This is a genomic window from Arthrobacter terrae, assembly GCF_015708085.1.
GTDB lineage: Bacteria > Actinomycetota > Actinomycetes > Actinomycetales > Micrococcaceae > Arthrobacter_M > Arthrobacter_M terrae.
The window spans coordinates 22,613-46,145 of sequence record NZ_JADNYM010000016.1; the positions used below are offsets into that span (position 1 = coordinate 22,613).

A 23,533-nucleotide genomic window follows, 5' to 3' on the forward strand; every position below is an offset into this window, starting at 1 on the left:
CGGCCATCGTCACAGCACGGGTGGGCAGGCGTGTGGTGCTGCTGGTACTGGCGCTGCTGGCCGCCGCGGCACTGTTGCTGGTTGGCTCCGCCAGCGCCCAGGCCGCACCGCAGCTGCAGACTCAATCCGTGCAGACCCTGCAGATAAGCGCTCAGACCGTCCACCTTCCGGCCGCGCACCTTCAGGCCGCGCAGGCTCCGCAGGCGCACCTTCCGCTGGCGCCCGGGGATCCGACCGATCCCACCGCTCCGGCTGATCCGACTGACCCGGCCAGCCCTTCCTCACCCGACGGCGGCGTGACGGTCCAGATCAACGGGCCGGACGGCACGCCGTCGTCCGCCGTTGTCACGCTGATCGGCATCACACTGTTGTCGGTGGCGCCGGCGCTGCTGCTGATGATGACCTCCTTCACGAAGATTTTCGTGGTGCTGGCAATGACCAGGAACGCCCTGGCCCTGCCGAACATTCCACCAAATCAGGTGCTGGCCGGACTGGCGTTGTTCCTGTCCTTTTTCATCATGATGCCGGTGCTGACGGACGTGAATAATCTGGCGGTCCAGCCGTATCTGAATGGCAATCTCGATTTTGGTGCGGCGATTGAGGCGGCGTCCAAGCCGCTGCAGACCTTCATGCTGGCGCACACACGGCAGGAGGACATCGCGCTTATGACGCGGGCGGCGGGAATGGATAACCCCGCCAGCGCCGCCGATGTCCCGATGACTACGCTGATTCCGTCCTTTATGATTTCCGAACTGCGGGCTGCTTTCATCATCGGATTCGTCATTTTCATTCCCTTCCTGATCATCGACATTGTGGTCTCCTCGGCCCTGATGTCGATGGGTATGATGATGCTGCCGCCGGTGATGGTCTCACTACCGTTCAAAATTCTGCTGTTCATCCTGGTGGACGGCTGGGGCCTGGTTATTACCGCCCTGATCCAAAGTTACCGGGGCGGCTGATGGATACCAGTGCAGTTATGGACATCGGAGCGCAGGCGCTTTTGTTGGCGGCCAAGCTGGCCGCACCCGTTTTGTTGACGGCACTGGCCGTGGGTTTGTTGATTTCGCTGCTGCAGTCCATCACGCAGATACAGGAAGTCACGCTGTCCTTCGTGCCCAAAGCGGTGGCGGTGGCCCTGGTGCTGCTGGTCGCCGGGCATTGGATGATCAGCGAAACGGTGACCTTCACACATGAAATGTTTGCGCGGATCCCCGGCCTGCTCAACGGCGGCGGCTAACGTGGCGCTGACACTGAATCCGGCCTGGCTGGAAGCCTTGATGCTGGCCAGCGTGCGGATGATCGCGTTTTTCGTGGTAGCCCCCCCGTTCTCCTACAACGGCTTTCCAATCCGGATCAAAGCCATGTTGGGACTGGGGCTGGCGCTGGCCGTCTCGCCGCGGGTGGCCTCAACGTACAAGTCCCCGGATACAGCCGGTTTTATCACGGCTCTGGTCCTGGAGATTGTGGTCGGAGCGACCTTGGGGTTTTTGGTCATGCTGATCTTTTCCGCTATCCAATCCGCCGGAAGCCTGATTGACATGTTCGGCGGATTCCAGATGGCGCAGGCCTTCGACCCGCAGGCCATGCTTAATGGCGCCCAGTTCACCCGTCTATTTCAGATGACTTCTCTTGCTCTACTGTTCGTTACGGACGGTTACCAGTTGGTCATTGGCGGCATGATCCGCAGTTTCACCGCACTCCCGCTCGGTGGCGGGATCAATCTCAGCCACCCGATCCAGGCGATGACTGCGGCCACCGGACAGATGTTCCTGGCGGCCGTGCAGATCGCCGGGCCGCTGCTGGTGGTGCTGTTTTTGGCCGACGTCGGGCTGGGCTTGCTGACAAGGGTGGCCCCGGCGCTGAACGCCTTTGCGCTGGGCTTCCCGCTGAAAATTTTCCTCACGCTGACCCTGGCAGGCGCGGTTTACGCCGCGCTGCCCCGGATTGTTGCAGCCCTTGCCGGCCAGGCTTTCAGCCAGTTGTCGGGAGGCGGCTAGATGGCCGATTCCCAGGAGCGGACCGAGAACGCAACCGACAAGCGGATGAAGGAAGTCCGGTCCAAGGGTCAGTTGTCCCGGTCCCAGGACGTTACCGCCTGGCTCGGCGTGGGGGCCGCTGCCGTCATGCTTCCGGTCACCATTGCCCGGGCAGGAGACGCGGCGGCGGATCAGCTGTTCACGCTTCGCTCCATTGCGTCCAGCCCGGATCCCGGTGCGGCGCTTTCGGCCCTGGGCGCGGGCTGTGCGTCGCTGGCTGGTTCGTTGACTCCGATGCTGATCGTGGTGGCACTGGCGGTGCTGGCGGGATCGGCGCTGCAGGGCGGTGTGCACTTCAAGAAATTCGAGGTGAAGTTTGATCACTTCGATCTATTGAAGGGGCTCAAACGCGTCCTGGGAACCCAGGCGTTGTGGGGCGGACTGAAAGCGCTGCTGAAGACTGCCGTCGTGGCGCTGGTGCTGTACGTTGTGATCCAGGGCCTCATGCCGGTGCTGCTTAACGCCGGTGGTCTGTCCATCAGCGCCCTGACGTCCGCGGCGGGCGACGGCGCCGCATCGATGCTCGAGTTTGCTGTTGCGGCCGGTTTGGTACTCGCCGCCGCGGATGTCATTGTCGTGATGCGGCGGAACCGGAAGAAAACCCGGATGACCAAGCGGGAGGTCAAGGATGAGAACAAAAACACCGACGGCGACCCGCTGATCAAGTCCCAGCGCCGTTCCCGGCAACTCGCCATGAGCCGGAACCGGATGATCGCCGCCATCTCAGGTGCCGACGTCGTCCTGCTGAACCCGACGCATCTGGCCGTTGCGCTGACCTACGAAGCAGGGAAATCGGCTCCGCGGGTAGTGGCTAAGGGGGCAGGACACATGGCGGCGCGGATCCGTAAGGAGGCCGAGGCGACCGGGGTGCCGATGATCCGTGACGTTCCGCTGGCCCGGGCGCTGCATGCCGGCTGCGCGATCGGCGCGGAGATTCCGCTGGAGCATTACGATTCCGTGGCGCGCGTGCTGGCGTTCGTGATGGCGATGAAGTCCCGCGGCAGATCCGGTACGGCCGGGCGGGCCCGGTCCCGCGCAGCACAAGCCAGCACAGCCAGCACAGCCAGCACCCGCTTAAGTTCAGAAGGAATCTAGAGTGAACCGCAACTTCTCCAAGCTCGTCGTCCCGGTGGGCGTGGTCGGCGTCATTATGCTGCTGATCGTACCGATCCCGTCGTCGCTGCTGGACGTGCTGATTATCATCAACATTTCGCTGGCGCTGGTGACGCTGCTGACCACCATGTTCGTGAAGAAGCCGTTGGACTTTTCCGTCTTCCCCTCGCTGCTGTTGGTGGCCACGCTGTTCCGGCTGGGGCTCAATGTTTCCTCCACCCGGCTGGTGCTGGGCGAGGCCCACGCCGGTGCGGTGATCCAAGCCTTTGGCAAGGTCACCGTCGGCGGATCACTGATCATCGGTTCTGTGATCTTCATGCTGCTGGTGGTCATCCAGTTTGTGGTGGTGACCAAGGGAGCCGAACGCGTGGCCGAGGTCGGAGCGCGCTTCACCCTGGACGCCATGCCGGGCAAGCAGATGGCCATTGACGCGGACCTCAACGCCGGTCTCATCACGGATGTCCAGGCCCGCGAGCGCCGGGCGGAGGTTTCCGCGGAGGCGGATTTCTACGGTGCCATGGATGGTGCGTCCAAATTCGTCAAGGGCGATGCCATTGCCGGCATTATCATTATTGTCATTAACCTGGTGGGCGGCATCGCCATTGGCATGGCGCAGCGCGGGATGTCCATCACCGATGCGCTCAATACCTACGCGCTGCTGACCATCGGCGACGGCCTGGTAACCCAGATTCCCGCCCTGCTCATGGCTGTTTCCACCGGTATGATCGTTACCCGCTCAAACGCCGAATCGGACATGGGCACCACGGCATCCTCTCAGTTGGGGCAGTCCCGGACGGCACTGCAGATTGCCGGCCTGGCCGCCATTGCAATGGGACTGATTCCGGGCATGCCCGTGATTCCGTTCATGCTGGTGGGCCTGGGCCTGCTGATTGCATCGCAGCGGATCAAGACCAAGGACCGGGCGGACAAGGCCGCCAGCGCTGCCGCGGCTGCACTGGAAGCCGCTGTTCCCAGGTCGGAAACCACCGAGGACCTGATCGAAGCGATGCGGGTGCACGCAGTGGAGATTCTGCTGGCCCCGGATCTGGTGGACCTGGTCTCCGGCGCCTCCGATGACCTGCTGGCCAGGGTGCGCTCGCTGCGGCACAAAATTGCCATGGAGCTAGGCCTGGTGGTTCCGCCGGTGCGCACGCGCGACAGCGTGGAGCTGGCCTCGGGCACCTATGTGATCCGGATTGCCGGGGTGGAAGCCGGGCGCGGCAGCGCGCCGGGGGGCAAGGTTCTGGCCCTTGGGGATAATCTGGACGGGCTGCCCGGGATCACCACGGCCGAGCCGGTGTTCGGCCTGGCCGGCAAATGGATTCCGGCGGAAATGCGGCACAGCGCCGAGATGGCCGGTGCCACCGTCATTGACCGGGTTTCGGTGCTTGTCACGCATCTGTCCGCCATCGTCACGGACAACGCCGCACGGCTGCTCTCCCGCGAGGACGTCCGGGTGCTGACCGATGGCGTACGGGCGGTCAACCCGTCCGCCGTGGAGGAGCTTATCCCCGGGACCCTGTCGCTGGCCGAGGTGCAACGTGTCCTGCAGGGACTACTGGCGGAGCAGGTGCCGATCAATGATCTGCCGCGAATCTACGAGGCTTTGACCCTGCGGGCGAAGGCGGGCACTGACCCCGAGGGTCTGATTGAGGCCTCCCGGCAGGCGCTGGGCCCCGCGCTCGCGGCCAAATACCTGGACGGACAAACGTTGTCCGTGATCATGATCGATCCGCTGCTGGAACAGTCCATGCTGGAGGCGGTGCGGGTCTCCGAGCACGGCACCCAGATTGTGATGGATGCCGGCTGGATTGAAAACGTGCTGGACTCGCTGAAAACATCGGTCGACGCCGCGGGCGCGATGGGCCGGGACGTGGTCCTGGTCTGCGCGCCGGCGTTGCGGCCGGCTATCCGGCGCCTCGTCTCGGCACAGTCCGCCGGCTTGCCGGTACTGTCGTATCAGGAGGCGTCGGCGGCCAATGTGGCCATTGAAACGGTAGGGGTGGTGCGCAGTGCCGAACAGATTTCAGCTTAGGGGGGAGTCGCTGGAGGGAATTGAATGGCGGCTCTTCAACAGCCACGGCAGTACAGCGCGGATCATCTCCGCGGAGAAGGTCTCCGAGGGTGGCTTGGGCGGGTTCTTTGCCCGGCAGTTTTTCGAAGTTGTGGTGGAGGTGGACGACGGCGCCGCAGCGCCTGAGGGGGCAGCGCCGGAGGGGGCAGCGCAGTCTCCGGGAGAGCCGGGTTCCCGGCGGGCCGCCTCCGCTAAGGCGAAGAAGCGTACCGGTCAGCGGGGGAAGTCCGCCGGGATCCCGGCCGAGTCCGGGATCGACGCGCTGCTGCAGGATGCCGACGACGCCGACGGATCCTTCGGCAGCACGCAAGCCGCCGGGGAGAAGGAATTTCCTTCCGTATCCACGGCCTCAGACGGTTTTGCCGCGCTTCTGGCGGACCTGGCGACAACGGTCCCCGCAGCAGCCACTCCGGTGACCCCGGACGCACCCGTCCTCCTCTCGGGGGCCGGCAAGGTGGTGATGATCGTCGGCCTGGCAACGGATCCGATGGACATTGCCCGGTCCATGAGCCGAGTGCTCAAAACCGCGGAAATCAGGACGGCAGGTGCCATTAAAGCCGTCAGCGTGGACCACGTGGCCGGGCGTCTTGGCCTCGCCGCCGCCCGGGCAGCTGGTGCTGCGGGCGGCCGCACGGTGATCGTTGCCTTCGGCCTCACTCCCGGCGGGCACGTCCCCTCAGCCGCGCTAAGCGAGGTGGGAGCGGATCAGATCTGGGTGGTGGTCGATGCGGCACGTAAACAGGCCGATACCGCCGTTTGGGTGGACCGGGTCGGCTGGGCGGTGGCGGCCGACGCTCTGGCGGTGCTGGGAAGCATGGAAACGCTCACGCCGGGAACGGTGCACGAGCTCGGTCTGCCGATCGGCTGGATCGACGGTGGACCGGGAACCGGTGCTGATCTCTAGCGGCGCACTCCGGCAGCTTCCCTCGTGTCTGAAGCGCCGCCGTCGCCCGGTAACACCCCCTGCCGTTCCGCAAAGGCTGCGTTCGGCCAAAACAAGATAGGGTCAAACAGTGCTGGTACTTACACGAAAGCTCGGTGAAAAGCTTCTCATCGGGGAGGACATCGTCATCACCGTCCTCGACGTGCGCTCAGACAGCGTCCGGCTGGGCATCGATGCCCCGCGCGGGATTACTATTGCCCGCGCCGAAGTGGTCGAGGCGGTCAGCCAGGCCAACATCGCCGCCGTCCAAAGCGATCCCGGCGCCGAGGAACATATCAGGAACCTGCTCGGCCACGCGGTGCCTGTGCCCAGGCCGCGCCCAGTGGATCCTGAAGCACCCCGGTCCTGATCCTGCGGACGGCTGTCCCTTGACGGAAGGGGCCCTGCGGGTCCTAGCGTAGGTGGTGGGGAATCGCTACGGGAAGAGGGCACGCCATGAAAAACATCGCATTGGGATCGCAGGGGCTCGAAGTCTCCCGGCTGGGACTGGGATGTATGGGAATGTCGGCGTTCTATACGGGCAGCGGACAGGACGAGGCAGGTGCACTGCAGACCATTCACCGGGCCAGGGAATTGGGTGTGACCTTCTTTGATACGGCGGAAATGTATGGGCCGTATGCTAACGAGGAACTGCTCGGCAAGGCACTGACGGGGTGGCGGGATGAAGCCGTGATCGCCACGAAGTTCGGCACCATGGCGCACCGCGGAGGGGGCGGGCCCGGGTTGGACGGCAGCGCTGAGAACATCCGGCTGTCGGTTGAGGGATCGCTGAAGCGGCTGAAGACGGACTACATCGATCTGTATTACCAGCACCGGATGGATCCGGACACGCCTATTGAGGAAACCGCCGGGGCCCTCGCGGAGCTGATTACCGAGGGGAAGATCCGTCACTACGGACTCTCCGAAGCAGCGCCCGGGACAATTCGCCGCGCCCATGCCGTTCATCCGGTCACCGCGGTCCAAACGGAATATTCGCTCTGGACGCGGGACCCTGAGAAGGAAATCCTGCCGACTGTGCGGGAGCTGGGCATCGGATTTGTCCCCTATTCACCCTTGGGCCGGGGCTTTCTCACCGGACGGATCCGCTCGGTCGACCAACTGGACGAGGACGATTTCCGCCGGAAGAATCCGCGCTTCGAGGGGGCGAATCTCACGGCCAATATCTCGATTGTGGAGCAGGTGGACAAGGTGGCGGCCGAGGCCGGCGCCACGCCCGGGCAGGTGGCGCTGGCCTGGCTGCTGGCACAAGGCGGCGATATTGCACCCATCCCCGGGACCAAGCGGATCAGCTACCTGGAGGAAAACGTTGCCGCCGATGCCTTGACGCTGACCAGCGACCAGCTGGCGGCGCTGAGCGGACTGCCGGCCGCCGCGGGGGACCGCTACGCGGACATGTCGCCGCTGAATAAATAGACGCTGAATAAATAGGTCCTGAATAAATAGGTCCTGAATAAATAGGCCCCGTCCCGCGCCGGCAGCGGGTTGTCAGCGCCCCGAGCTCACCTCATCAGCAGGACCGGCGTAGGTGACCATCCGCAGGACCGCGGTGCCCTGATCCTCCTCTGTCAGTAGTTCGACGTGCAGGCCACCGAGCTCCGCCAGCGACGCAACATGGGTGCCGCCGCAGGCAATGCGGGCCTCACCATCGGGCAGGGAGCAGACCCAGTACCGGCGGTCGGTGAGGGCGTCGCCGTCGCGCTCTATCCGTACCGGCGATCCGGTCAGGACCCAGCTGGCCAACGTTGCGTTAATGGAGGAGGTGATGGCGGCCAATTCCCCGGCCAGGCCATCGGTGTTGAATCCCTTACGGCGCAGCGACTTGTTCAGCCGGAAAACGTCCACCGAGCCGTGTTCCTGAATCGTCGACGACGCAATGGCAGCGGCGTCGAAGTCGGGGCTGCCCAAAGCATCGGCCCGGGTCTCCTTGGACCAGCGCGGCGCCATGGCGCGGTTCAACGCCAGCGATGCCGCGTGGCACGCCGTGTGGCCGGCGCTCAGGGCCGCGCGATGACCGGCATCGACGACAACCTCGACGGCGGCCCCCTCCGGCAGGTGTGCATCGGCCGGCAGCAGGTGTGCCACCACGAAGTTCCAGCCCTCGGTGCCCTTGCGCACCGGGATTGCGGCGCCGATGAACAGCTCCTGGCCGTTTGTCGCCGCCACAACGCAGTCCAGCACCGGCCACCCCTGCCCGCCATCCGTACCGGCCACGCGGATCACCGCCCGGTCCGGACCCTGGTCAGGCCAGCCCGCGTCCACCGGGTGGCACGGGGTGACGTCCAGCAGCACCGCCAGCCTGCCGCCGTCGGACGTTTCTAAGTCTTTGCCTATTTCAGTGTTTTTGACGAGTTCGCTGTGCAGGACGACGGCGGCGCCGGCTGTTTGCGCTGCGGGGTAGGTAACGAGAGTATCGGCTGCGGGAAGTGTCATGAAGAACAGCGTAACCAAAGGGGAGCGGACTGCTCCCGCGGCCGGTTGCGCGTTGCTTGGACTGAACATCAGCAGCACCGGGGAGATTGTGCCGCTAGAGCCACGTCTTTCGTTTGAAAATCGTGTACATCAGGGCACACAGAATCACCATCAGGCCGATCGCGAAGGGGTAGCCGAACGTCCAGGAGAGCTCGGGCATGATGTGGAAGTTCATCCCGTACACCGAGGCGACAAAGGAAGGGGCAAAGAAGATCGCAGCCCAGGAGGAGATTTTTTTCAGTTCCTCGTTTTGTGCGGCGCTGGCCTCGTTCTGCCGGTTAGTGGTCAGCGTGCCATCCACGGTCAGTGCGTTCTGCAGCAGCTGGCGGAAGGAATCCGCGCGTGCCGTGACGTTTTGGACGTGGTCCTGGACGTCGCGCAGCGAGCGTTCCAGCTCGCGGTGCACGTTGGCATCTTCGAACCCAAGCTCCAGATTGGTGAGCATGTCAGTGAGCGGATGAATGGCCCGCTGAAACTGGATCACCTCGCGGGAGAGCTGGTAAATGCGGCGGGAAACGGTGGGGTCGCCGGCAAAGAGCTGGTCTTCGATCTCGTCGATGTCATTCTCCAGGCCGGCAATCACCGGCGCGTAGTCATCCACTACCTGGTCAAGGATGGCGTAGAGCACGGCCGCGGGGCCCAGCGCCAGCAGCGCGGGTTTGTCCTCGAGCCGGCGGCGGACGCGTGCCAGCCCGGGCGTCTCGGCATGGCGAATGGCAATGACAAAGTCCCGGCCGGTGAAGATATGCAGCTCGCCGAACTCCACCACTTCATCGGCGTCAATATAGTGCGCCGGCCGCAGGACGGTGAAAAGGATGTCATCGTAGCGTTCCATTTTGGGCCGCTGGTGGGCCTTGATCGCGTCCTCTACGGCCAGCTCGTGCAGTCCGAACTGGGCGGCAACGGAATCCATCTCGGCCGCCGTGGGCCGGAACATGCCAATCCACACCATTCCGCCGCGTTCGGCAAGCGTGCCGTGAGTCCGTTCCAGGCTGATCGGATCGGCTGTGCGGACGCCATTGACGTAAACCGCGTTGTCGATAATAGTCACCGGTTTATTATCCTTCTCCCATGCCGGAACTTGTGCTTTGCCACGGGTGTGGCTGCGGGCCCCGATCCGGCCCCGTCACTGGTCCGCGGCCATTCCGCCGAGCAGCGGCTGGACCCGGTAAGGGATGTGCTCGTGCAGGGCCAGTGACGTTTCGGTGCGGATGACACCGCGGATGCGCAGCAGCGCACGAAGGGCATTCTGCAGATGGTGAACGTCCGTGGCGGCGATCCGGCACCACACGTCGCCGCGGCCGGAGATTTCATACACCTCCAGTACCTGCGGCTGTTTGCGCAGGGCGGTGATAACGCCGTCCAGCTCGCGGTGTGTCACCTCGATCGTCACGAAGGCGACGACGTCGTAGTCGATCGCTGCCAGATCAACTTCGCGTCCGCCGTCGCGCAGTGTTCCCGAGCGCAGCAGGCGCCGCAGCCGTGTCTGGACAGTATTGCGGGCAACGCCGAGAGTCTCGCCCAGTTCGCCGATCTGGGCGCGCGGATCGCGGACCAGCTCCAGCAGCAATTTCAGGTCCATTGCATCAAGTTTGCTCATTGGGGTCACTCCGTTTCAGCTGGCGCGGGATAATTTGAGCAGAATAGTCAGTTCATTGCTAATTTAGCGTTCAATTGATCTTCGCTGCTTCAGTCTATAGGGGAAATAGTACAGTTCTCCGATCGCCAAACACGCCGCCGGAGAGAGTCGAAGAGGTGAGCAGTATGAGCGTCCTGAGTGAGTTGCGGATGCGTCCCGTCGTGATGGCCGGCCGACGGGGCTGGGATGCCTCGACCTCTGCGCGGCTGGTCCTCGCCGGTGTCGTCATTTTTACGCTTCTTGTTGGCGCCAACCTGGCCACCCCGCTCTACCCACTGCTGCAGGTTCGGCTCGGAATGAGCCCCTTGGGTGTCACGGCCGCCTTCGCCAGTTACGTGCTGGCTCTGGTGCTGGGGCTGTTGTTGTTCGGCCATTGGTCGGACCATATTGGCCGCCGGGCCGCGCTGGTGCTGGCCGTGCTGATCGGATTGGCCGGTGGCCTCGTGTTCGGCTCGGCGCAGAACCTGCCGATGCTCGCCGCCGGCCGCGCACTGCAGGGACTCGCCGTCGCCCTCGCCACGGGCGCCAGTGCCGCGGCGCTGCGGGACCTGCTGCCGTCCCGGCCGGAGTGGGCCTCCCGCTTCACCCTGCTGGCCTCCTCCGGGGGTGTGGCGGCCGGGCCAATCATCGGCGGTTTGCTCTCACTGCTGCCGGACCATACCCGGGCGCCGTTCATGGTCCATGCCGTGGTGCTCGTGCTGCTGCTCGTTCCGCTGTACCTGCTGGACGCTCGTCCGGCGATCCGGCCCGCAGCGGGCGGAACGGCTTTGGCTGCGCTCAAGCCGCGCCGGCCCGGCGTTTCACGAAAGGCACGCGGAGCTTTCTGGCTGGCCTCCAGCGTCGGATTCCTTAGTTTTGCGGTCTTCGGCTTTTGCCTTTCCCTTGCTCCCGGGTACTTCGCCCAGGTTGTTCAGGTGGATTCGCGCCCATTGATCGGGCTTCTCGCGGCATTGACCCTTGGTGCCTCTGCGGCGAGCCAGCTGCTGAGCGTACGGGGGCGGTTGCTGGTTCCCGTCGGTCTGATCGTGCTTGGACTGTCCGTGCTGCTGATCGCGGCAGCGGGCGTAGCGCACTCGCCGTGGTTGCTGGTGCTGGCCAGTATTGCGGCGGGGGCAGGACAAGGCATAGCCTTCCGCGTTGTCTTCAACGAGGTGGCAGGCAAGGTGGAACCGGCCCGGCATGCACAGATCATCAGTGGCGTATTCGTCATTACTTATCTCGGCAGCGCGCTGCCGGTGATCGGGATGGGCGCCGCGGCCAGTGTCTGGGGGCTGCCCGTCGTGGTGGCCGGATTCGCGGTCCTCGTCGCCGCAGCGTCCGCCGTGCTCGCCGTCGTCGCCTGGCCCCGAATCCACTGCGTTAGCCAGCCTGCCGTCGGTTGAGCCGCTGCTCTCCAGGGCAGAATACCCCCGTTACCTTCCACTGGTTGACTCTGTCCGCCGCCGCAGATGTCTCCAGCAGAGGAGGAGCAGGCCAGCAAAGATTCGCCCGTAAACTTCAGGTAAGCCGCCGTTGAACCATCATTTTATAGCGGGAACTTCAAATACAACGTCCATATGTTCGGTTCTATAGCCAAACACCGAACGTTGGCGGCATACTGAGGGAAAGTTTCGAAAGAATCCCCGATAACCGGGGCAGAGGTGAGGCGGCGCAGATGCTTGGTCCGGATTCCATCGCAGTGCATGCGGGCAGGGAGGGCCTGACCGCCCAGGGCCTGCACGCCGTTCCGCTGGATATGTCCACTACTGCTCCGCTGACCTCTGTTGAAGAGGGAGGTCTCGCCTACGAACAGATGGCAACCGGAGGGATCCCCGGGCCCGGTCAGAGCACGGTGTACCAGAGGCTCTGGAATCCCACGGTCGCGCGCTTTGAAAGCGGCCTTGCCACCTTGGAAGATGCCCCGCAGGCCGTCGCCTTCGCCACTGGCATGGCCGCACTGACAGCGGTTCTATTGGCGGTGGTAGCCGGTGGCCGTCCGCATGTGGTGGCGGTGCGTCCGCTGTATGGCGGCTCGGATCACATCCTTGCCACCGGAATGCTGGGCACGGAGGTCACCTTCTGCACGCCAGCGGGAGTCCACGCGGCGCTGCGGCCCAATACCGGCCTGGTACTGGTGGAAACCCCCGCCAATCCGGACCTGCAGTTAGTGGACATCAACGCCCTGGTACGCGCCGCAGACGGCGTTCCCGTTCTGGTGGACAACACCTTTGCCACCCCGGTGCTGCAGCAGCCCCTCCGCCACGGTGCGGCCCTGGTGCTGCACAGCGCCACCAAGTTTTTGGGCGGCCACGGAGACGCGATGGGCGGGGTGGTGGCCACCAGCGCCGAGTGGGCCGTCCGGTTGCGGCAGATCCGTGCGGTGACCGGCGGCCTGCTGACGCCGTGGCCGGCGTACCTGCTGCACCGCGGGCTGGCCACACTTCCCATCCGGGTCCGTGCCCAGCAGGAGGGGGCCGCTAAGCTGGCACCCGGCCTTGCCTCGCACGAGCTCGTGACCCGGGTGCTGTATCCCGGGTTGCCGGAGTGTGACCCGGAATCCTTGGTCGGCACGCAGATGTCCGGTCCGGGTTCACTGTTGTCCTTCGAGGTGGCCAGCGCCGAGCACGCGCAAAGGATTGCCGGTGCAGTGAAGCTGATAATCCATGCTGTCTCCCTGGGCGGGGTGGATACGCTGATCCAGCACCCCGCCGGGCTCACACACCGCCCCGTTGCCGCCGAAGCCAAACCGCATGCCACGATGCTGCGGGTCTCCGTAGGGCTGGAGGACCCGGCGGATCTGATCGCGGATCTTATCCAGGCCATTGAATCAACGCGCTAATACGGAAGTGGCCCCGTGTTGCCCGGCAGATGGGCGAACACCAATGTGGTCTCGGTGTGGCTGACCACCGGGTCTGTCGTGAGATTATCCAGCACCCAGTCGCGCAATACGTCCGTATTCGGCACGGCAATATGTAATAAATAGTCCACGGACCCGGAGACGTGGAAGGTGGACAGCACCTCAGGAAGCCGCGGAACGCTGCCGGTAAACCGGTCTATTTGGTCCCTGTCATGGGCGCGCAGCCGGACGGCAATGAGTGCCTGCACGCTTCTGCCGATGGCGCCAAGATTCAGGTTCGCGTGAAAGCCCTCGATCGCGCCGCGGTCAATGAGGGCGCGGGTGCGCATGAGCGCGGTCGAGGGCGCGATGCCGACCGCCTCGGCAAGGTCCCGGTTCGTGATCCGCGCATCCTTCACCAGCGCATCAATGATCTGACGGTCGACGGCGTCCAATGGTTCGGCGGTCCGCGCGCCAGCCGGCGGCGTGCGTCTGGGGGGTTTCGCCGCTGATGTCATGGAAGCTCCCTCACTATTCGAATATTACCCGCGGAACACTATCAGTATCCGAATTTTATGCGGAACGTCCCGAGTGCCGCAGGCGGGCCGGCACACGGGCGGCCCGGCACACGGGCGGGAATATCGCTTCTGCGTTCACCCACAGGGAAACCGCTATCCGCCGCTCCCTTCCTGATGGTTGGCTGTCGGAATGAAGGTTCTGATCCTTGGCGGCACCGCTTGGCTTGGCCACGAAGTAGGTCGCCGCGCCATAAAACGCGGCCATGCCGTAACCTGTGTGGCCAGAGGCAAATCCGGGCGGGTTCCTGCCGGGGCTGCGTTTATTCGCGCTGACCGGGACGAGGAAAACGGCCTCGGCGCGGTGGCCGGGATCAGCTGGGGCGCAGTCGTGGACGTATCCCGGCAGCCCGGCCAAGTGCGGCGGGCGGTTCGGGACCTTAATGCCGTTCGCTACGTCTTTGTCTCCTCCGGCAGTGCGTACGCGGATCAGGGTCCGCTTGGGCAGGACGAGGATGCCCCGCTCCTGGCTCCCCTCGCGGCAGATGTGATGGAAACAATGGAGGACTACGGCCAGGCCAAGGCAGCCTGCGAGCAGGCCGTCCTCGCGCAATTCGGGCCAAGGCGGTCCATGATCGTCCGCGCTGGACTCATTGGTGGCCCGGGAGACACGTCGGGGCGCACGGGATATTGGCCGTTGCGTTTCGGCCGGCCTGCGTCCGACGACGGCACTGTCTTAGTGCCGGACGCGCCCCTTCTCCCCGTCCAGATCATCGACGTGCGGGACCTGGCGGTCTGGCTGGTCCATGGCTGCGAAGAGGGCCTCGGAGGAGTTTTCAACGCCATGGGTGAGACTCATCCCTTCGGTGAGCACATCGCCGTCGCCCGAAAAGTTGCCGGTCACGAGGGGCCGATCGCTACGGCCGGGGCCTCATGGCTGCAGCGGCGCGGGGTGCAGGAGTGGGCCGGGCCGAAGTCGCTTCCCCTGTGGCTGGCCGATTCCCAGTGGCAGGGGATGAATGCACGGTCGAACCTCCGGGCGAAGGCAGCCGGCCTGAAATTGCGCCCACTGGCGGAAACGCTCGCCGATACGTTGGACTGGGAGCGAAGAGCGGGTGCCGGAAGAATAAGAAGTGCGGGGCTCACAATGCGTGAGGAAGCAGCACTGCTCGCTGAGCTGGCCGCCCTGCGGGCTTAGCCGTCGTAGCCGGGTCTGCCGCCGGGCAGGAGGAGCAGTGCTGTCGCAGCGGCCAGCACGCCGAGAGCGGCCAGCACCGCCACGAGTGCGGACCAGCCGGCAAATTGGAAGACAAATCCCGAAGCCCATCCGATGGCGCTGGAGCCTGCGTAGTAGCTCAGATTGTAAAGGGACGCTGCCTGCGCCCGTCCAGGCTGCGCCGGTGCGGACCCTTCGTCCGTCACTGGCCTTACCGGGGTCAAACTGCCGGTCCACCCCGAGGCAACGCTGTGGGCGGCGAAGAACCCGGCGGTGAAGAACACCAGCCCCAGCAGAATCAGTGGCAGCGGGGCCAGCGCGGTGATCGCCAGCCCGGCGGTCATGACAGCGATGCTGCCGAGCAGAATGTTCCGGCGTCCGGCCCGGACCGATAGTGTTGCAGCCCACCGTGATGATACCGTTCCGGCCAGGTATGCCAGAAATATCAGGGCGACGGCGGCTACCGGCAGCAGGTAGGGGGGTGCTTCCAGCCGAAATCCCATGTAGTTGTAGACGCTGACAAAAGAGCCCATGAGGATGAACGCCTCGGCGTAAAGAGCCAGGAGCCGCCTGTCCCGCAGGGCCGGCAGCAGCCGGGACAACGCCCGGTCGAGCCCCACCCGCGGCGCAGGAGTGAAACCGCGTGGCTCGGGTGCCAGCACCAGAAAGCCCACAGCCGCGGCGGCGGACACAACCGAAACGGCCAGAATTCCCACCCGCCAGCCGGCAAGTTCGCCGATCGGCCCTGCGAGAAGCCGGCCCAGCAGGCCGCCCACTGTGGTTCCCGCCACGTAGGCCCCGGCCGCCATAGCGGCATGGACCTTGGTAATTTCCTCGTTCAAATACGCAATGGCAAGTGCCGGTATGCCACCGAGGGCCATTCCTTCCAGCGTGCGCATTACCAGCAGTACGGAAAAATTTGGCGATAGCGGCGCCAGCAATCCCAGCATCGTGGCTGCAATAATGGCGGTCCCCATCACAGGCACCCGGCCGAATCGGTCCGCCGCAAAGGACCAGGGTATAACGGTAACCGCCAGCCCGATCGTTGCCACGGAGATGGTTAGCCCTGCCTGCGGGGCGCTGATCCGCAGCCCCTGCGCCAGCAGGGGCAGCAGACCCTGGACGGAATACAACTGCGCAAAGGTTGCTACTCCAGCGCAGAGCAGTGCCAACAGAATCCGTTGGTACCCCCGGCTGCCCTTCTTGTGACCCGGCCACGTCGAATCAGGTGCCGGATTCCGCGACCTATGCAGGAGGTTCTTCACCCTTCCAGCGTAGAAAGACCTGCGGGCTGCGTCTAATGCTGCTGATACGTCCACGCTGTCCCTGAGGTCAAACGTATACTCACGCCTATGACAACCTCGAACGAATGGACCTTCAACGGGACCGATGGAGAACGCGTAGCTCGAACCTGGGGCGCAGCCGGCTCTCGCGGGAGCGCCCCCGCGCCCCGCTACGTCGCGCTCCTGGCACACGGATACGGAGAGCATATCGGCCGCTACGAATATGTTGCAGACTATTTGGTTGACCATGGTGCGATCGTGCACGGCGTCGATCACGCCGGCCATGGCAAGAGCGCTGGTGAGCGCGTGGTGATTCACGATTACGAAGACGTGGTCACCGATTTCCATACCTTCTCAGACCTGGCCCGCCGCGCTACTGCGGACCTGCCCCTCGTACTCATTGGCCACTCGATGGGCGGCATGATTGCTGCCCGTTACGCCCAGCGCTATGGTGACGAGCTGACGGCCTTGGTGCTCTCCGGCCCCGTGCTCGGCCGATGGCAAACAGTGGATAATCTGCTTCCGCTTGACCCCGTCCCTGAAACGCCCATCGACCCCGCGACACTCTCGCGCGACTCTGCTGTCGGCGACTCATATGTGGCAGATCCCCTCGTATGGCACGGCGCCTTCAGGCGCCCAACCCTCCAGGCGCTGAAATCCAGCCTTGCGCTAATAAGCCGTTCCGGCAATCTAGGCGCCCTCCCGACCCTCTGGGTGCAGGGGACGGATGATCAGCTTGTGCCGCTTGTAGACAGCCGCGCAGGCGTTGAGCAGATTCGTGGTTCGGCACTGACCGAGCACATCTTCGACGGCGCCCGCCACGAAGTTTTCAACGAGACCAACAAAGACGAGGTGCTCGCCGCCGTCACTCGTTTCGTTGACTCCGCTCTACGCAACTAATTCGCCACTAGCGCTGCGGATGCGGATAGTTTGGGCGCGGGTGGCTAGTCTAATCACGTGACTATTGAGCAAGCCGGCACCGTCTGTGAACCTGGCAACCAGGAGAGCCCCAGCAGTATTGTCGGCCTGGATATTGGTGGTTCCAAGACCAGGGGAATTCACTGGGTTGACGGCGCGCTGCAGGCGGACGCTGAGGCAGGCAGCGCGAATGTGCAGAACGTCAGCCGTGCTGAAGCCGCGGCTAATCTCCGTGAGCTGTTCGGCACCTTGGCCGCTGAGAAAGTGTCCCGGGTCTATGCCGGCTCCGGCGGGGTGGATACGGACGAGGACGCCGCGGCGCTGGCCGCGCTGATTGCCCCCTGTGCTCCCGAAGCCAGGATTACGGTGGTCCATGACACGCGCCTGTTGCTGGCCGCAGGCGGCGCGGACACCGGGATTGCCGTGATCGCCGGAACGGGGTCCGCTGCCTGGGGAGTCAACGCCGACGGTGCTCAGTCCCGGGCCGGGGGCTGGGGTTACCTGCTCGGTGATGAGGGCAGTGGATACTGGTTCGGCCGCGAAGCCGTCCGGCACAGCCTGCACCGGATGAACCTTGACCTGCCGCCCGACCGGCTCACGTCCGCGCTGCTGACCAAGTGCGGGCTGCAGGATCCGGGGGAGCTGATAGCGCACTTTCACGGCGGGACGGGGCGGCGCTACTGGGCTGCCATGTCGCCACTGGTTTTTACGGCCGCGGTCGAGGGACACCGCGAGAGCCTGGCGATGATCGATCGTGCCGGCAAGGATCTGGCGGCGCTCGCAGCCCAGTGCGCCGCTCAACTGAAGATTTCGGGCCCGATAGTCCTCGGCAGCGGCCTGGGAATGCATCAGCCTCCGCTGCAGGAGACCTTCAGAACCCATTTGGCCGCCGCCGGGCTGACTGACGTGCACGTGCTGGCGCAGGATCCGATTTTTGGCGTGCTGAAGCTCGCCTTCGGCTGAGCCGACCGGCCGCTTGCCCGACGCCATCTTCCCGGGCGCCGGGCGCCACAACCCTCGAAGAGGGAACATGGAGCACAATGACAGCCAGCAGGCCCTGACCATTCACGTCGGCCAACTGCTGCGCAATGGGTAGCCGCACAGAATTCCCGCCAAAGTCCGGCCGGACTTTACCTCTTGGAAGGACCTGGCGTGGTTTCAGGTATTGGGAACCGGGGCCGCAGGTCACTTTGTACATCCCGGTGCCGCTGCTGGGCTGTCCTTTTGGTCACGATGGTGGCGGAAAATGCGGGCGAGTGGATACGGTAGAGCTATGACTTCATACAAGAGCGTCAACCCGGCCACCGGCAAAACCGTACAGGAATTTCCTTCCGCGACGGATGCGGATATTCAAAATGCGATGCAGCGCTCGCATGCGGCGTTCGGGTCCTGGCGGACCACGGACGTGGCCGAGCGGAGCCGGATCCTCGCCCAGGTCGCCACACTTTACTCCGAACGCAAGGAAGAGCTCGCGGCGATCATTACCTTGGAAATGGGTAAGCCCGTCCGTGAAGCGCAGGGCGAGGTGGACCTGGTTGCGAGCATCTACAGCTATTACGCCACCGAGGGTCCCCGCTTCATGCAGGATGAAACATTGGATGCGGCCGGCGGCGGGGATGCCGTGGTGCGCACCGAACCGATAGGTTCGCTGGTCGGGATCATGCCGTGGAACTACCCCTATTACCAGGTGGCGCGGTTTGCGGCGCCGAACCTGATGCTGGGTAACACGGTGTTGCTCAAGCATGCCGAAAACTGCCCGCAGTCCGCACAGGCGATCGAGCAGATTTTCCGGGACGCAGGGCTGCCGGCGGATGCATACATCAACATTTTTGCCAGCAAGGAACAAATTGCGGATATGATCGCGGACCCTCGCATCCAGGGGGTTTCCCTGACGGGCAGCGAACGGGCAGGCTCGGCCATCGGCGAGATTGCCGGCCGGAACCTGAAACGTTACGTGTTGGAACTGGGCGGATCCGATCCGTTCATTGTTTTGGACAGCGATGACATGGACGCCACCGTCAAGGCGGCAGTGGCGGGCCGGATGGGCAATGCAGGCCAGGCCTGCACGGCCTCCAAGCGCTTCATTGTACTGGCGGACTACTACCAGGAGTTTGTGGAAAAGTTCACGGCACGTGCTGCCGCGCTGCAGCCGGGGGATCCCGCGGATCCGGCGACCAGGCTGGGCCCGCTGTCCTCGCAAAGTGCTGCCGATTCCCTGGCCGAGCAGATCGACGACGCCGTCGCCAAGGGCGCCACGGTGCACACAGGTGGCGGCAAGGTGGACGGGCAGGGCTCCTATTTTGCCCCGACGGTGCTCACCGGCGTGACCGAGGACATGCGCGCCTACTCCGAGGAATTGTTCGGACCGGCCGCGGTGATCTATAAGGTCTCCAGCGCCGAGGAAGCCGTGGATCTGGCCAATGCTTCGCCATTCGGGCTGGGCGGGTCGGTCTTCAGTTCCAGCCCGCAGAAGGCCCAAGACGTCGCTGCGCAGCTGGAAACCGGGATGGTCTGGATCAATTCGGTGACCGGCACCCAGGCGGACCTGCCCTTCGGCGGAGTAAAGCGCTCCGGCGTGGGGCGCGAGCTGGCCAAGTTCGGCATGAATGAGTTCGTCAATAAGAAGCTCATCCGCCAGCCTGCGGCACGCCCGGCCAAATAGCCAGGCCACATAGCCCGTCAGGTCGGCATATCCGGCCGGCACGTCCACCCCGCGTGGCGTTCCACGGGGAGTTGGACGTGCCGGCTGGCTGACCGGTACGGGAGTGAATGTTTACCCAAAGCCTCTGACCGGGCTTTACAGTGGAAAATCACTCTGCTTATGATCATCAGGCACCGGGAACATATCCTGACCGCGATTGCCGCCAACAGTGAGGAACCCCACGATGGCAGTATCAGACGCCCGGATCTCCCTGCCCGATTCCGGGACCTCAACACCGCAGGTCGATGCGGCATCAGCCGCTCCCGCCGCCGGCTCCGGCACAAGGCCGATGATCGAATTCAACTCAATCACCAAACGCTACCTGGAGAACCAGCCAGCGGTGGAAAACCTGTCGATGACCATCGACAAGGGTGCCATCACCGTCTTCGTTGGTCCGTCTGGCTGCGGTAAAACGACCTCGCTGCGGATGATCAACAGAATGGTGGAGCCCACCAGCGGGACCATCACTGTCGACGGTAAGGACGTTTCCACGATTCCCGCCGCTTCGCTGCGCCGGTCTATGGGCTACGTCATGCAGTCCGCCGGGCTGCTCCCACACCGCACTGTGACGGACAACGTGGCAACCGTGCTGCGGCTCAATAAGGTGCCGCGCGCGCAGGCGCGGCACAGGGCAGAGGAGCTCCTGGACGTCGTCGGGCTCTCGGCCCGAATGGGCAAGCGCTACCCCAGCCAGCTCTCCGGCGGCCAGCAGCAGCGTGTGGGCGTGGCCCGGGCGCTGGCAGCGGACCCGCCGGTACTGCTGATGGACGAGCCGTTTAGCGCCGTGGATCCGGTGGTGCGGGCGGAGCTGCAGCAGGAACTGCTCAGGCTGCAGCGAGACCTGGCGAAGACGATCGTTTTTGTCACGCATGACATTGATGAGGCCACGGTGCTGGGGGACAAGGTGGCCGTTTTTGCCACCGGCGGCCGGCTGGCGCAGTATGCTGCCGCGGAGGAGATCCTGCGGGCCCCGGTGGATGACTTCGTGGCGAATTTTGTTGGCCGGGACAGGGGATTCAGGCACTTGGCTTTCTCCACAGCGGATTCCGTCCCGATTCATCCGGTGCGCACCGCTACCGAATCCGAACGCGGGCAGCGGTCTGCACAGCAGTCGCGGCCGCCTTCGGACGCCGCCGGGTGGGTCCTCGCTGTGGATGATGCCCATCGCCCCCTCGGCTGGATCTCCCCGGCAGACGGAAGCGCTCTGCTGCCCGGCGGTTCCCTGTTCCACGAGGGGCAGACGCTGCGCCGTGCACTGGACGCGGTGCTTTCGTCCCCGGCCGGGCTTGGCGTCGCCGTGGACGACGCCGGCAGTGTCACCGGTGTGGTTAAGGCCCCTGAAGTGCTGGCCGCGATCGAAAACGCGCGGCGGCAGCGCGAAGGCGGACTCTGATGGCCTGGCTGGTGGCCAACTTCAGTGAGGTGCTTTCGCTGGCCGGACTGCACCTGTATCAATCAGTGGTTCCATTGCTGATCAGCGTGTTGATTGCCGTACCGCTGGCGCAGTTGGCACGGATGAATAAGACGCTTCGGGGCCTCCTGCTTTCCGCCGGTTCCATCCTGTACACCGTTCCGTCGCTGGCGCTGTTTGTGATTTTGCCGGTCATTTTGGGCACCCGGATCCTGGACATGGCCAATGTCATGGTGGCACTGGTAATTTACGCCGTGGCACTGCTGCTGCGATCGACGTTGGATGCACTCGAATCAGTTGACGATGGTATCCGGCAGGCGGCGGTGGCCATGGGGTACAAGCCGTTTATGCGGTTCCTGACCGTGGACCTGCCGCTGTCCGTGCCCGTCCTTTTCGCGGGGCTGCGGGTGGTATCCGTCAGTAATATTTCCCTGGTAAGCGTTGGCGCGCTGCTCGGGATCGGAAGTCTCGGCTCGCTCTTCACCGATGGGCTCAAGCGTGATTTCGTGACGGAGATCGTGATCGGAATTATCGGCACCTTGTTATTGGCACTGCTAATGGATGCTTTTCTGGTGCTGGCCCAGCGGCTGCTGACGCCGTGGCTGCGGAACGACGGAGGACTCACGAAGGCCACAGCTGAGAGCAACTCCGACGATGAGCCTGCGGTGGTGAGCGCATGAGCGTGCCTGCGCTGGTGGAGGAGTACTCCTCGGATAACCCGCTCGTTCAGGGCTACGAGTGGTTAATGAATCCGATGCACTGGCAGGGACCTGAGGGAATTCCGCTGCGGGCGCTGGAGCACCTGGGGTACACCGCCCTGACGCTTTCCATCGCCGTCGCTATTGCCGTGCCCATCGGTCTGTACGTCGGGCACACCGGCCGGGGACGCGTCGTCGTTATTTCGCTTGCCGGCGTACTGCGCGCTTTGCCCACTCTGGGCATGCTGACTCTTTTTGTGCTGCTCGCCGGGCTGGGGCTGATGCCGCCCATCTGGGCGCTGGTGTTGCTGGCTGTCCCGCCGATTCTGGCAGGGACGTACGCGGGAATCTCGGCGGTCAGTAAGGACACGGTCGATGCTGCACGTAGCATGGGGATGACGGAGCCGCAGATCCTGTTCCGGGTAGAGGTCCCCAACGGCCTGCCGGTCATCCTGGGCGGCTTCCGTGCCGGTGTCCTGCAGGTGGTGGCAACCGTCGCGGTGGTGGCATACATCAATCTGGGTGGCTTGGGGAGATTCCTGATCGATGGATTATCTGTCAGCGATTATGGCCGCGTTCTCGGCGGTGCCGTGGTGATCGCCGCACTGGCCATTTGTCTTGATATTGTGCTGGCAGGCATCCAACGCCTGGCCGTATCACCCGGTCTTAAAGCACCCCGACGTCAAAGGGGCGATTCACCGACTGGCCGTGAAACCATCACAGCCGGCGTACAAGGAGGAAATTCATGACGCACATTCAGCGCCGGATGATTGCACGCCGTGCCGTTTTTGGCCTCGCCGCGGGGATATCCCTGACCCTGACGCTAAGCGCGTGCGGTGGCGGCGGAAGTCCACTCAGTGACTCAGCCACCAGCGCCGCAGCGGGATCCGGGGGGTCAGTGATCGTGGGCAGCGCGGACTTCCCGGAAAACGCCACCATTGCCGAGATCTATGCGGGCGCTTTGAACGCCGCGGGCGTCACGGCTACCACGAAGCTCAATATCGGATCCCGCGAAATCTACTACCCGGCCCTCCTGGACGGATCAATAGATATCATTCCGGACTATACCGGCAACCTCTTGACCAAAATCGATCCGAGCAACACGGCAACAGATGCCGACAGAATTGTCAAGGCGCTGAAAGCCAAGCTGGATCCCGGTCTGAGCGTGCTGGACCCGGCGAAGGCCGAGGATAAGGACGCCATGGTGGTGACCAAGGTGACGGCGCAGAAATACAACCTCAAGTCGATCGAGGATCTCGCCAAGGTCTGCGACAAACTCACCCTTGGCGCGCCGCCGGAGTTCGCCGAGCGGTCCAATGGACTGGCCGGACTGAAATCCAAATACAACTGTGTCCCGGCTGATTTCAAGAAGCTCCCCAGCGGGCCCGTGACGGTCAAGGCGTTGACCAGTGATGACGTTCAGTTTGCTGACATCTTCACTACCACCCCTGACATTGTCGATCAGGACCTGGTGGTGCTTGCCGATCCGAAGGGCAATTGGGCGGCGCAGCAGGTCATTCCGCTGGTGAAGACGGATAAGGTCAGCGACACCGCCAAGGCGGCCCTGAACAAGGTCTCCAGCCTGCTCACCACCGATGACCTGATCTCACTGAACCGCAAGGTCAGCGGCGAGCAAAAGATGGATCCGAAGGCGGCCGCGGAAACCTGGCTCAAGGATAAGGGCATCACGAAGTAGCCCAGC

General features: G+C 64.1%; 23 protein-coding genes. 18 read left to right on the forward strand and 5 right to left on the reverse strand.

Annotated features, from left to right (window positions below; genetic code table 11):
- The first annotated feature begins 215 nt into the window (after positions 1-215).
- The 8 genes from fliP to IV500_RS13055 all read left to right on the forward strand — a co-directional run bounded on the left by fliP (position 216) and on the right by IV500_RS13055 (position 7,579).
- Entirely contained in the window at positions 216-959 is a 744-nt protein-coding gene (fliP, locus tag IV500_RS13020) for a flagellar type III secretion system pore protein FliP (protein WP_230854939.1), read from the forward strand.
- Positions 959-1,237 carry a flagellar biosynthesis protein FliQ gene (gene fliQ, locus IV500_RS13025; RefSeq protein ID WP_196397245.1) on the forward strand — a complete coding sequence of 93 codons (279 nt, stop codon included), beginning with the start codon at positions 959-961 and terminating at the stop codon, positions 1,235-1,237. The genes fliP and fliQ overlap by 1 nt, the downstream gene beginning before the upstream one ends.
- A gap of 1 nt (position 1,238) precedes the next feature.
- The gene (locus IV500_RS13030) at positions 1,239-1,997 is read left to right on the forward strand and encodes a flagellar biosynthetic protein FliR (protein ID WP_196397246.1); all 759 of its coding nucleotides are present in this window, start codon (positions 1,239-1,241) and stop codon (positions 1,995-1,997) included.
- Entirely contained in the window at positions 1,998-3,131 is a 1,134-nt protein-coding gene (locus tag IV500_RS13035; RefSeq protein WP_196397247.1) for an EscU/YscU/HrcU family type III secretion system export apparatus switch protein, read from the forward strand.
- 55 nt (positions 3,132-3,186) lie between these two features.
- Entirely contained in the window at positions 3,187-5,184 is a 1,998-nt protein-coding gene (locus IV500_RS13040; RefSeq protein ID WP_230854940.1) for a flagellar biosynthesis protein FlhA, read from the forward strand.
- The gene (locus IV500_RS13045) at positions 5,162-6,127 is read left to right on the forward strand and encodes a hypothetical protein (protein WP_196397249.1); all 966 of its coding nucleotides are present in this window, start codon (positions 5,162-5,164) and stop codon (positions 6,125-6,127) included. The genes IV500_RS13040 and IV500_RS13045 overlap by 23 nt, the downstream gene beginning before the upstream one ends.
- A gap of 109 nt (positions 6,128-6,236) precedes the next feature.
- On the forward strand, positions 6,237-6,515 hold the full coding sequence (csrA, locus tag IV500_RS13050; RefSeq protein WP_196397250.1) for a carbon storage regulator CsrA: 279 nt from the start codon (positions 6,237-6,239) through the stop codon (positions 6,513-6,515).
- 86 nt (positions 6,516-6,601) lie between these two features.
- The gene (locus IV500_RS13055; RefSeq protein ID WP_196397251.1) at positions 6,602-7,579 is read left to right on the forward strand and encodes an aldo/keto reductase; all 978 of its coding nucleotides are present in this window, start codon (positions 6,602-6,604) and stop codon (positions 7,577-7,579) included.
- 72 nt (positions 7,580-7,651) lie between these two features.
- Here the strand turns inward: IV500_RS13055 and IV500_RS13060 are convergent, their stop codons facing one another.
- The 3 genes from IV500_RS13060 to IV500_RS13070 form a co-directional block, all read right to left on the reverse strand.
- Entirely contained in the window at positions 7,652-8,596 is a 945-nt protein-coding gene (locus IV500_RS13060; protein ID WP_230854927.1) for an alanyl-tRNA editing protein, read from the reverse strand.
- Positions 8,597-8,690: 94 nt separating this feature from the next.
- Positions 8,691-9,686 (reverse strand): magnesium/cobalt transporter CorA, encoded by a 996-nt coding sequence (gene corA, locus IV500_RS13065; protein ID WP_196397252.1) that lies wholly within the window; start codon positions 9,684-9,686, stop codon positions 8,691-8,693.
- Between the two features lie 75 nt (positions 9,687-9,761).
- A complete protein-coding gene (locus tag IV500_RS13070; RefSeq protein ID WP_196397253.1) occupies positions 9,762-10,235 on the reverse strand; it encodes an Lrp/AsnC family transcriptional regulator in 474 nt (157 codons plus the stop codon).
- Between the two features lie 164 nt (positions 10,236-10,399).
- On the opposite strand from IV500_RS13070, the gene IV500_RS13075 reads away from it, so the two are divergent.
- The gene (locus IV500_RS13075) at positions 10,400-11,656 is read left to right on the forward strand and encodes an MFS transporter (protein WP_196397254.1); all 1,257 of its coding nucleotides are present in this window, start codon (positions 10,400-10,402) and stop codon (positions 11,654-11,656) included.
- 272 nt (positions 11,657-11,928) lie between these two features.
- The gene (locus IV500_RS13080) at positions 11,929-13,092 is read left to right on the forward strand and encodes a trans-sulfuration enzyme family protein (protein WP_196397255.1); all 1,164 of its coding nucleotides are present in this window, start codon (positions 11,929-11,931) and stop codon (positions 13,090-13,092) included.
- On the opposite strand, the gene IV500_RS13085 is transcribed toward IV500_RS13080, so the two are convergent.
- A complete protein-coding gene (locus IV500_RS13085) occupies positions 13,089-13,607 on the reverse strand; it encodes an Lrp/AsnC family transcriptional regulator (RefSeq protein WP_196397256.1) in 519 nt (172 codons plus the stop codon). The two genes, IV500_RS13080 and IV500_RS13085, sit on opposite strands and share 4 nt — an antisense overlap.
- 190 nt (positions 13,608-13,797) lie before the next feature.
- Here IV500_RS13085 and IV500_RS13090 point away from each other — a divergent pair, with 190 nt between their 5' ends.
- Positions 13,798-14,802, forward strand: a complete 1,005-nt coding sequence (locus tag IV500_RS13090; protein WP_196397257.1) for a Rossmann-fold NAD(P)-binding domain-containing protein — start codon at positions 13,798-13,800, stop codon at positions 14,800-14,802.
- Here the strand turns inward: IV500_RS13090 and IV500_RS13095 are convergent.
- Positions 14,799-16,085: an MFS transporter gene (locus tag IV500_RS13095; RefSeq protein ID WP_312875922.1), complete on the reverse strand. Its 1,287-nt coding sequence runs from the start codon at positions 16,083-16,085 to the stop codon at positions 14,799-14,801. The two genes, IV500_RS13090 and IV500_RS13095, sit on opposite strands and share 4 nt — an antisense overlap.
- 87 nt (positions 16,086-16,172) lie before the next feature.
- Here IV500_RS13095 and IV500_RS13100 point away from each other — a divergent pair, with 87 nt between their 5' ends.
- The 7 genes from IV500_RS13100 to IV500_RS13130 all read left to right on the forward strand — a co-directional run bounded on the left by IV500_RS13100 (position 16,173) and on the right by IV500_RS13130 (position 23,527).
- A complete protein-coding gene (locus IV500_RS13100; protein WP_196397258.1) occupies positions 16,173-17,003 on the forward strand; it encodes an alpha/beta hydrolase in 831 nt (276 codons plus the stop codon).
- Positions 17,004-17,066: 63 nt separating this feature from the next.
- Complete coding sequence (locus tag IV500_RS13105; protein ID WP_312875926.1) at positions 17,067-17,984, forward strand: N-acetylglucosamine kinase; 918 nt, start codon at positions 17,067-17,069, stop codon at positions 17,982-17,984.
- A gap of 310 nt (positions 17,985-18,294) precedes the next feature.
- Positions 18,295-19,683 carry an NAD-dependent succinate-semialdehyde dehydrogenase gene (locus tag IV500_RS13110; protein ID WP_196397259.1) on the forward strand — a complete coding sequence of 463 codons (1,389 nt, stop codon included), beginning with the start codon at positions 18,295-18,297 and terminating at the stop codon, positions 19,681-19,683.
- Positions 19,684-20,011: 328 nt separating this feature from the next.
- The gene (locus IV500_RS13115) at positions 20,012-21,115 is read left to right on the forward strand and encodes an ABC transporter ATP-binding protein (protein ID WP_196397320.1); all 1,104 of its coding nucleotides are present in this window, start codon (positions 20,012-20,014) and stop codon (positions 21,113-21,115) included.
- Entirely contained in the window at positions 21,115-21,813 is a 699-nt protein-coding gene (locus tag IV500_RS13120; protein ID WP_196397260.1) for an ABC transporter permease, read from the forward strand. Before IV500_RS13115 ends, IV500_RS13120 begins: the two co-directional genes overlap by 1 nt.
- Before the next feature lie 65 nt (positions 21,814-21,878).
- Entirely contained in the window at positions 21,879-22,580 is a 702-nt protein-coding gene (locus tag IV500_RS13125; protein WP_230854944.1) for an ABC transporter permease, read from the forward strand.
- Positions 22,577-23,527, forward strand: a complete 951-nt coding sequence (locus IV500_RS13130) for an ABC transporter substrate-binding protein (protein WP_196397262.1) — start codon at positions 22,577-22,579, stop codon at positions 23,525-23,527. The genes IV500_RS13125 and IV500_RS13130 overlap by 4 nt, the downstream gene beginning before the upstream one ends.
- Positions 23,528-23,533: the final 6 nt, after the last annotated feature.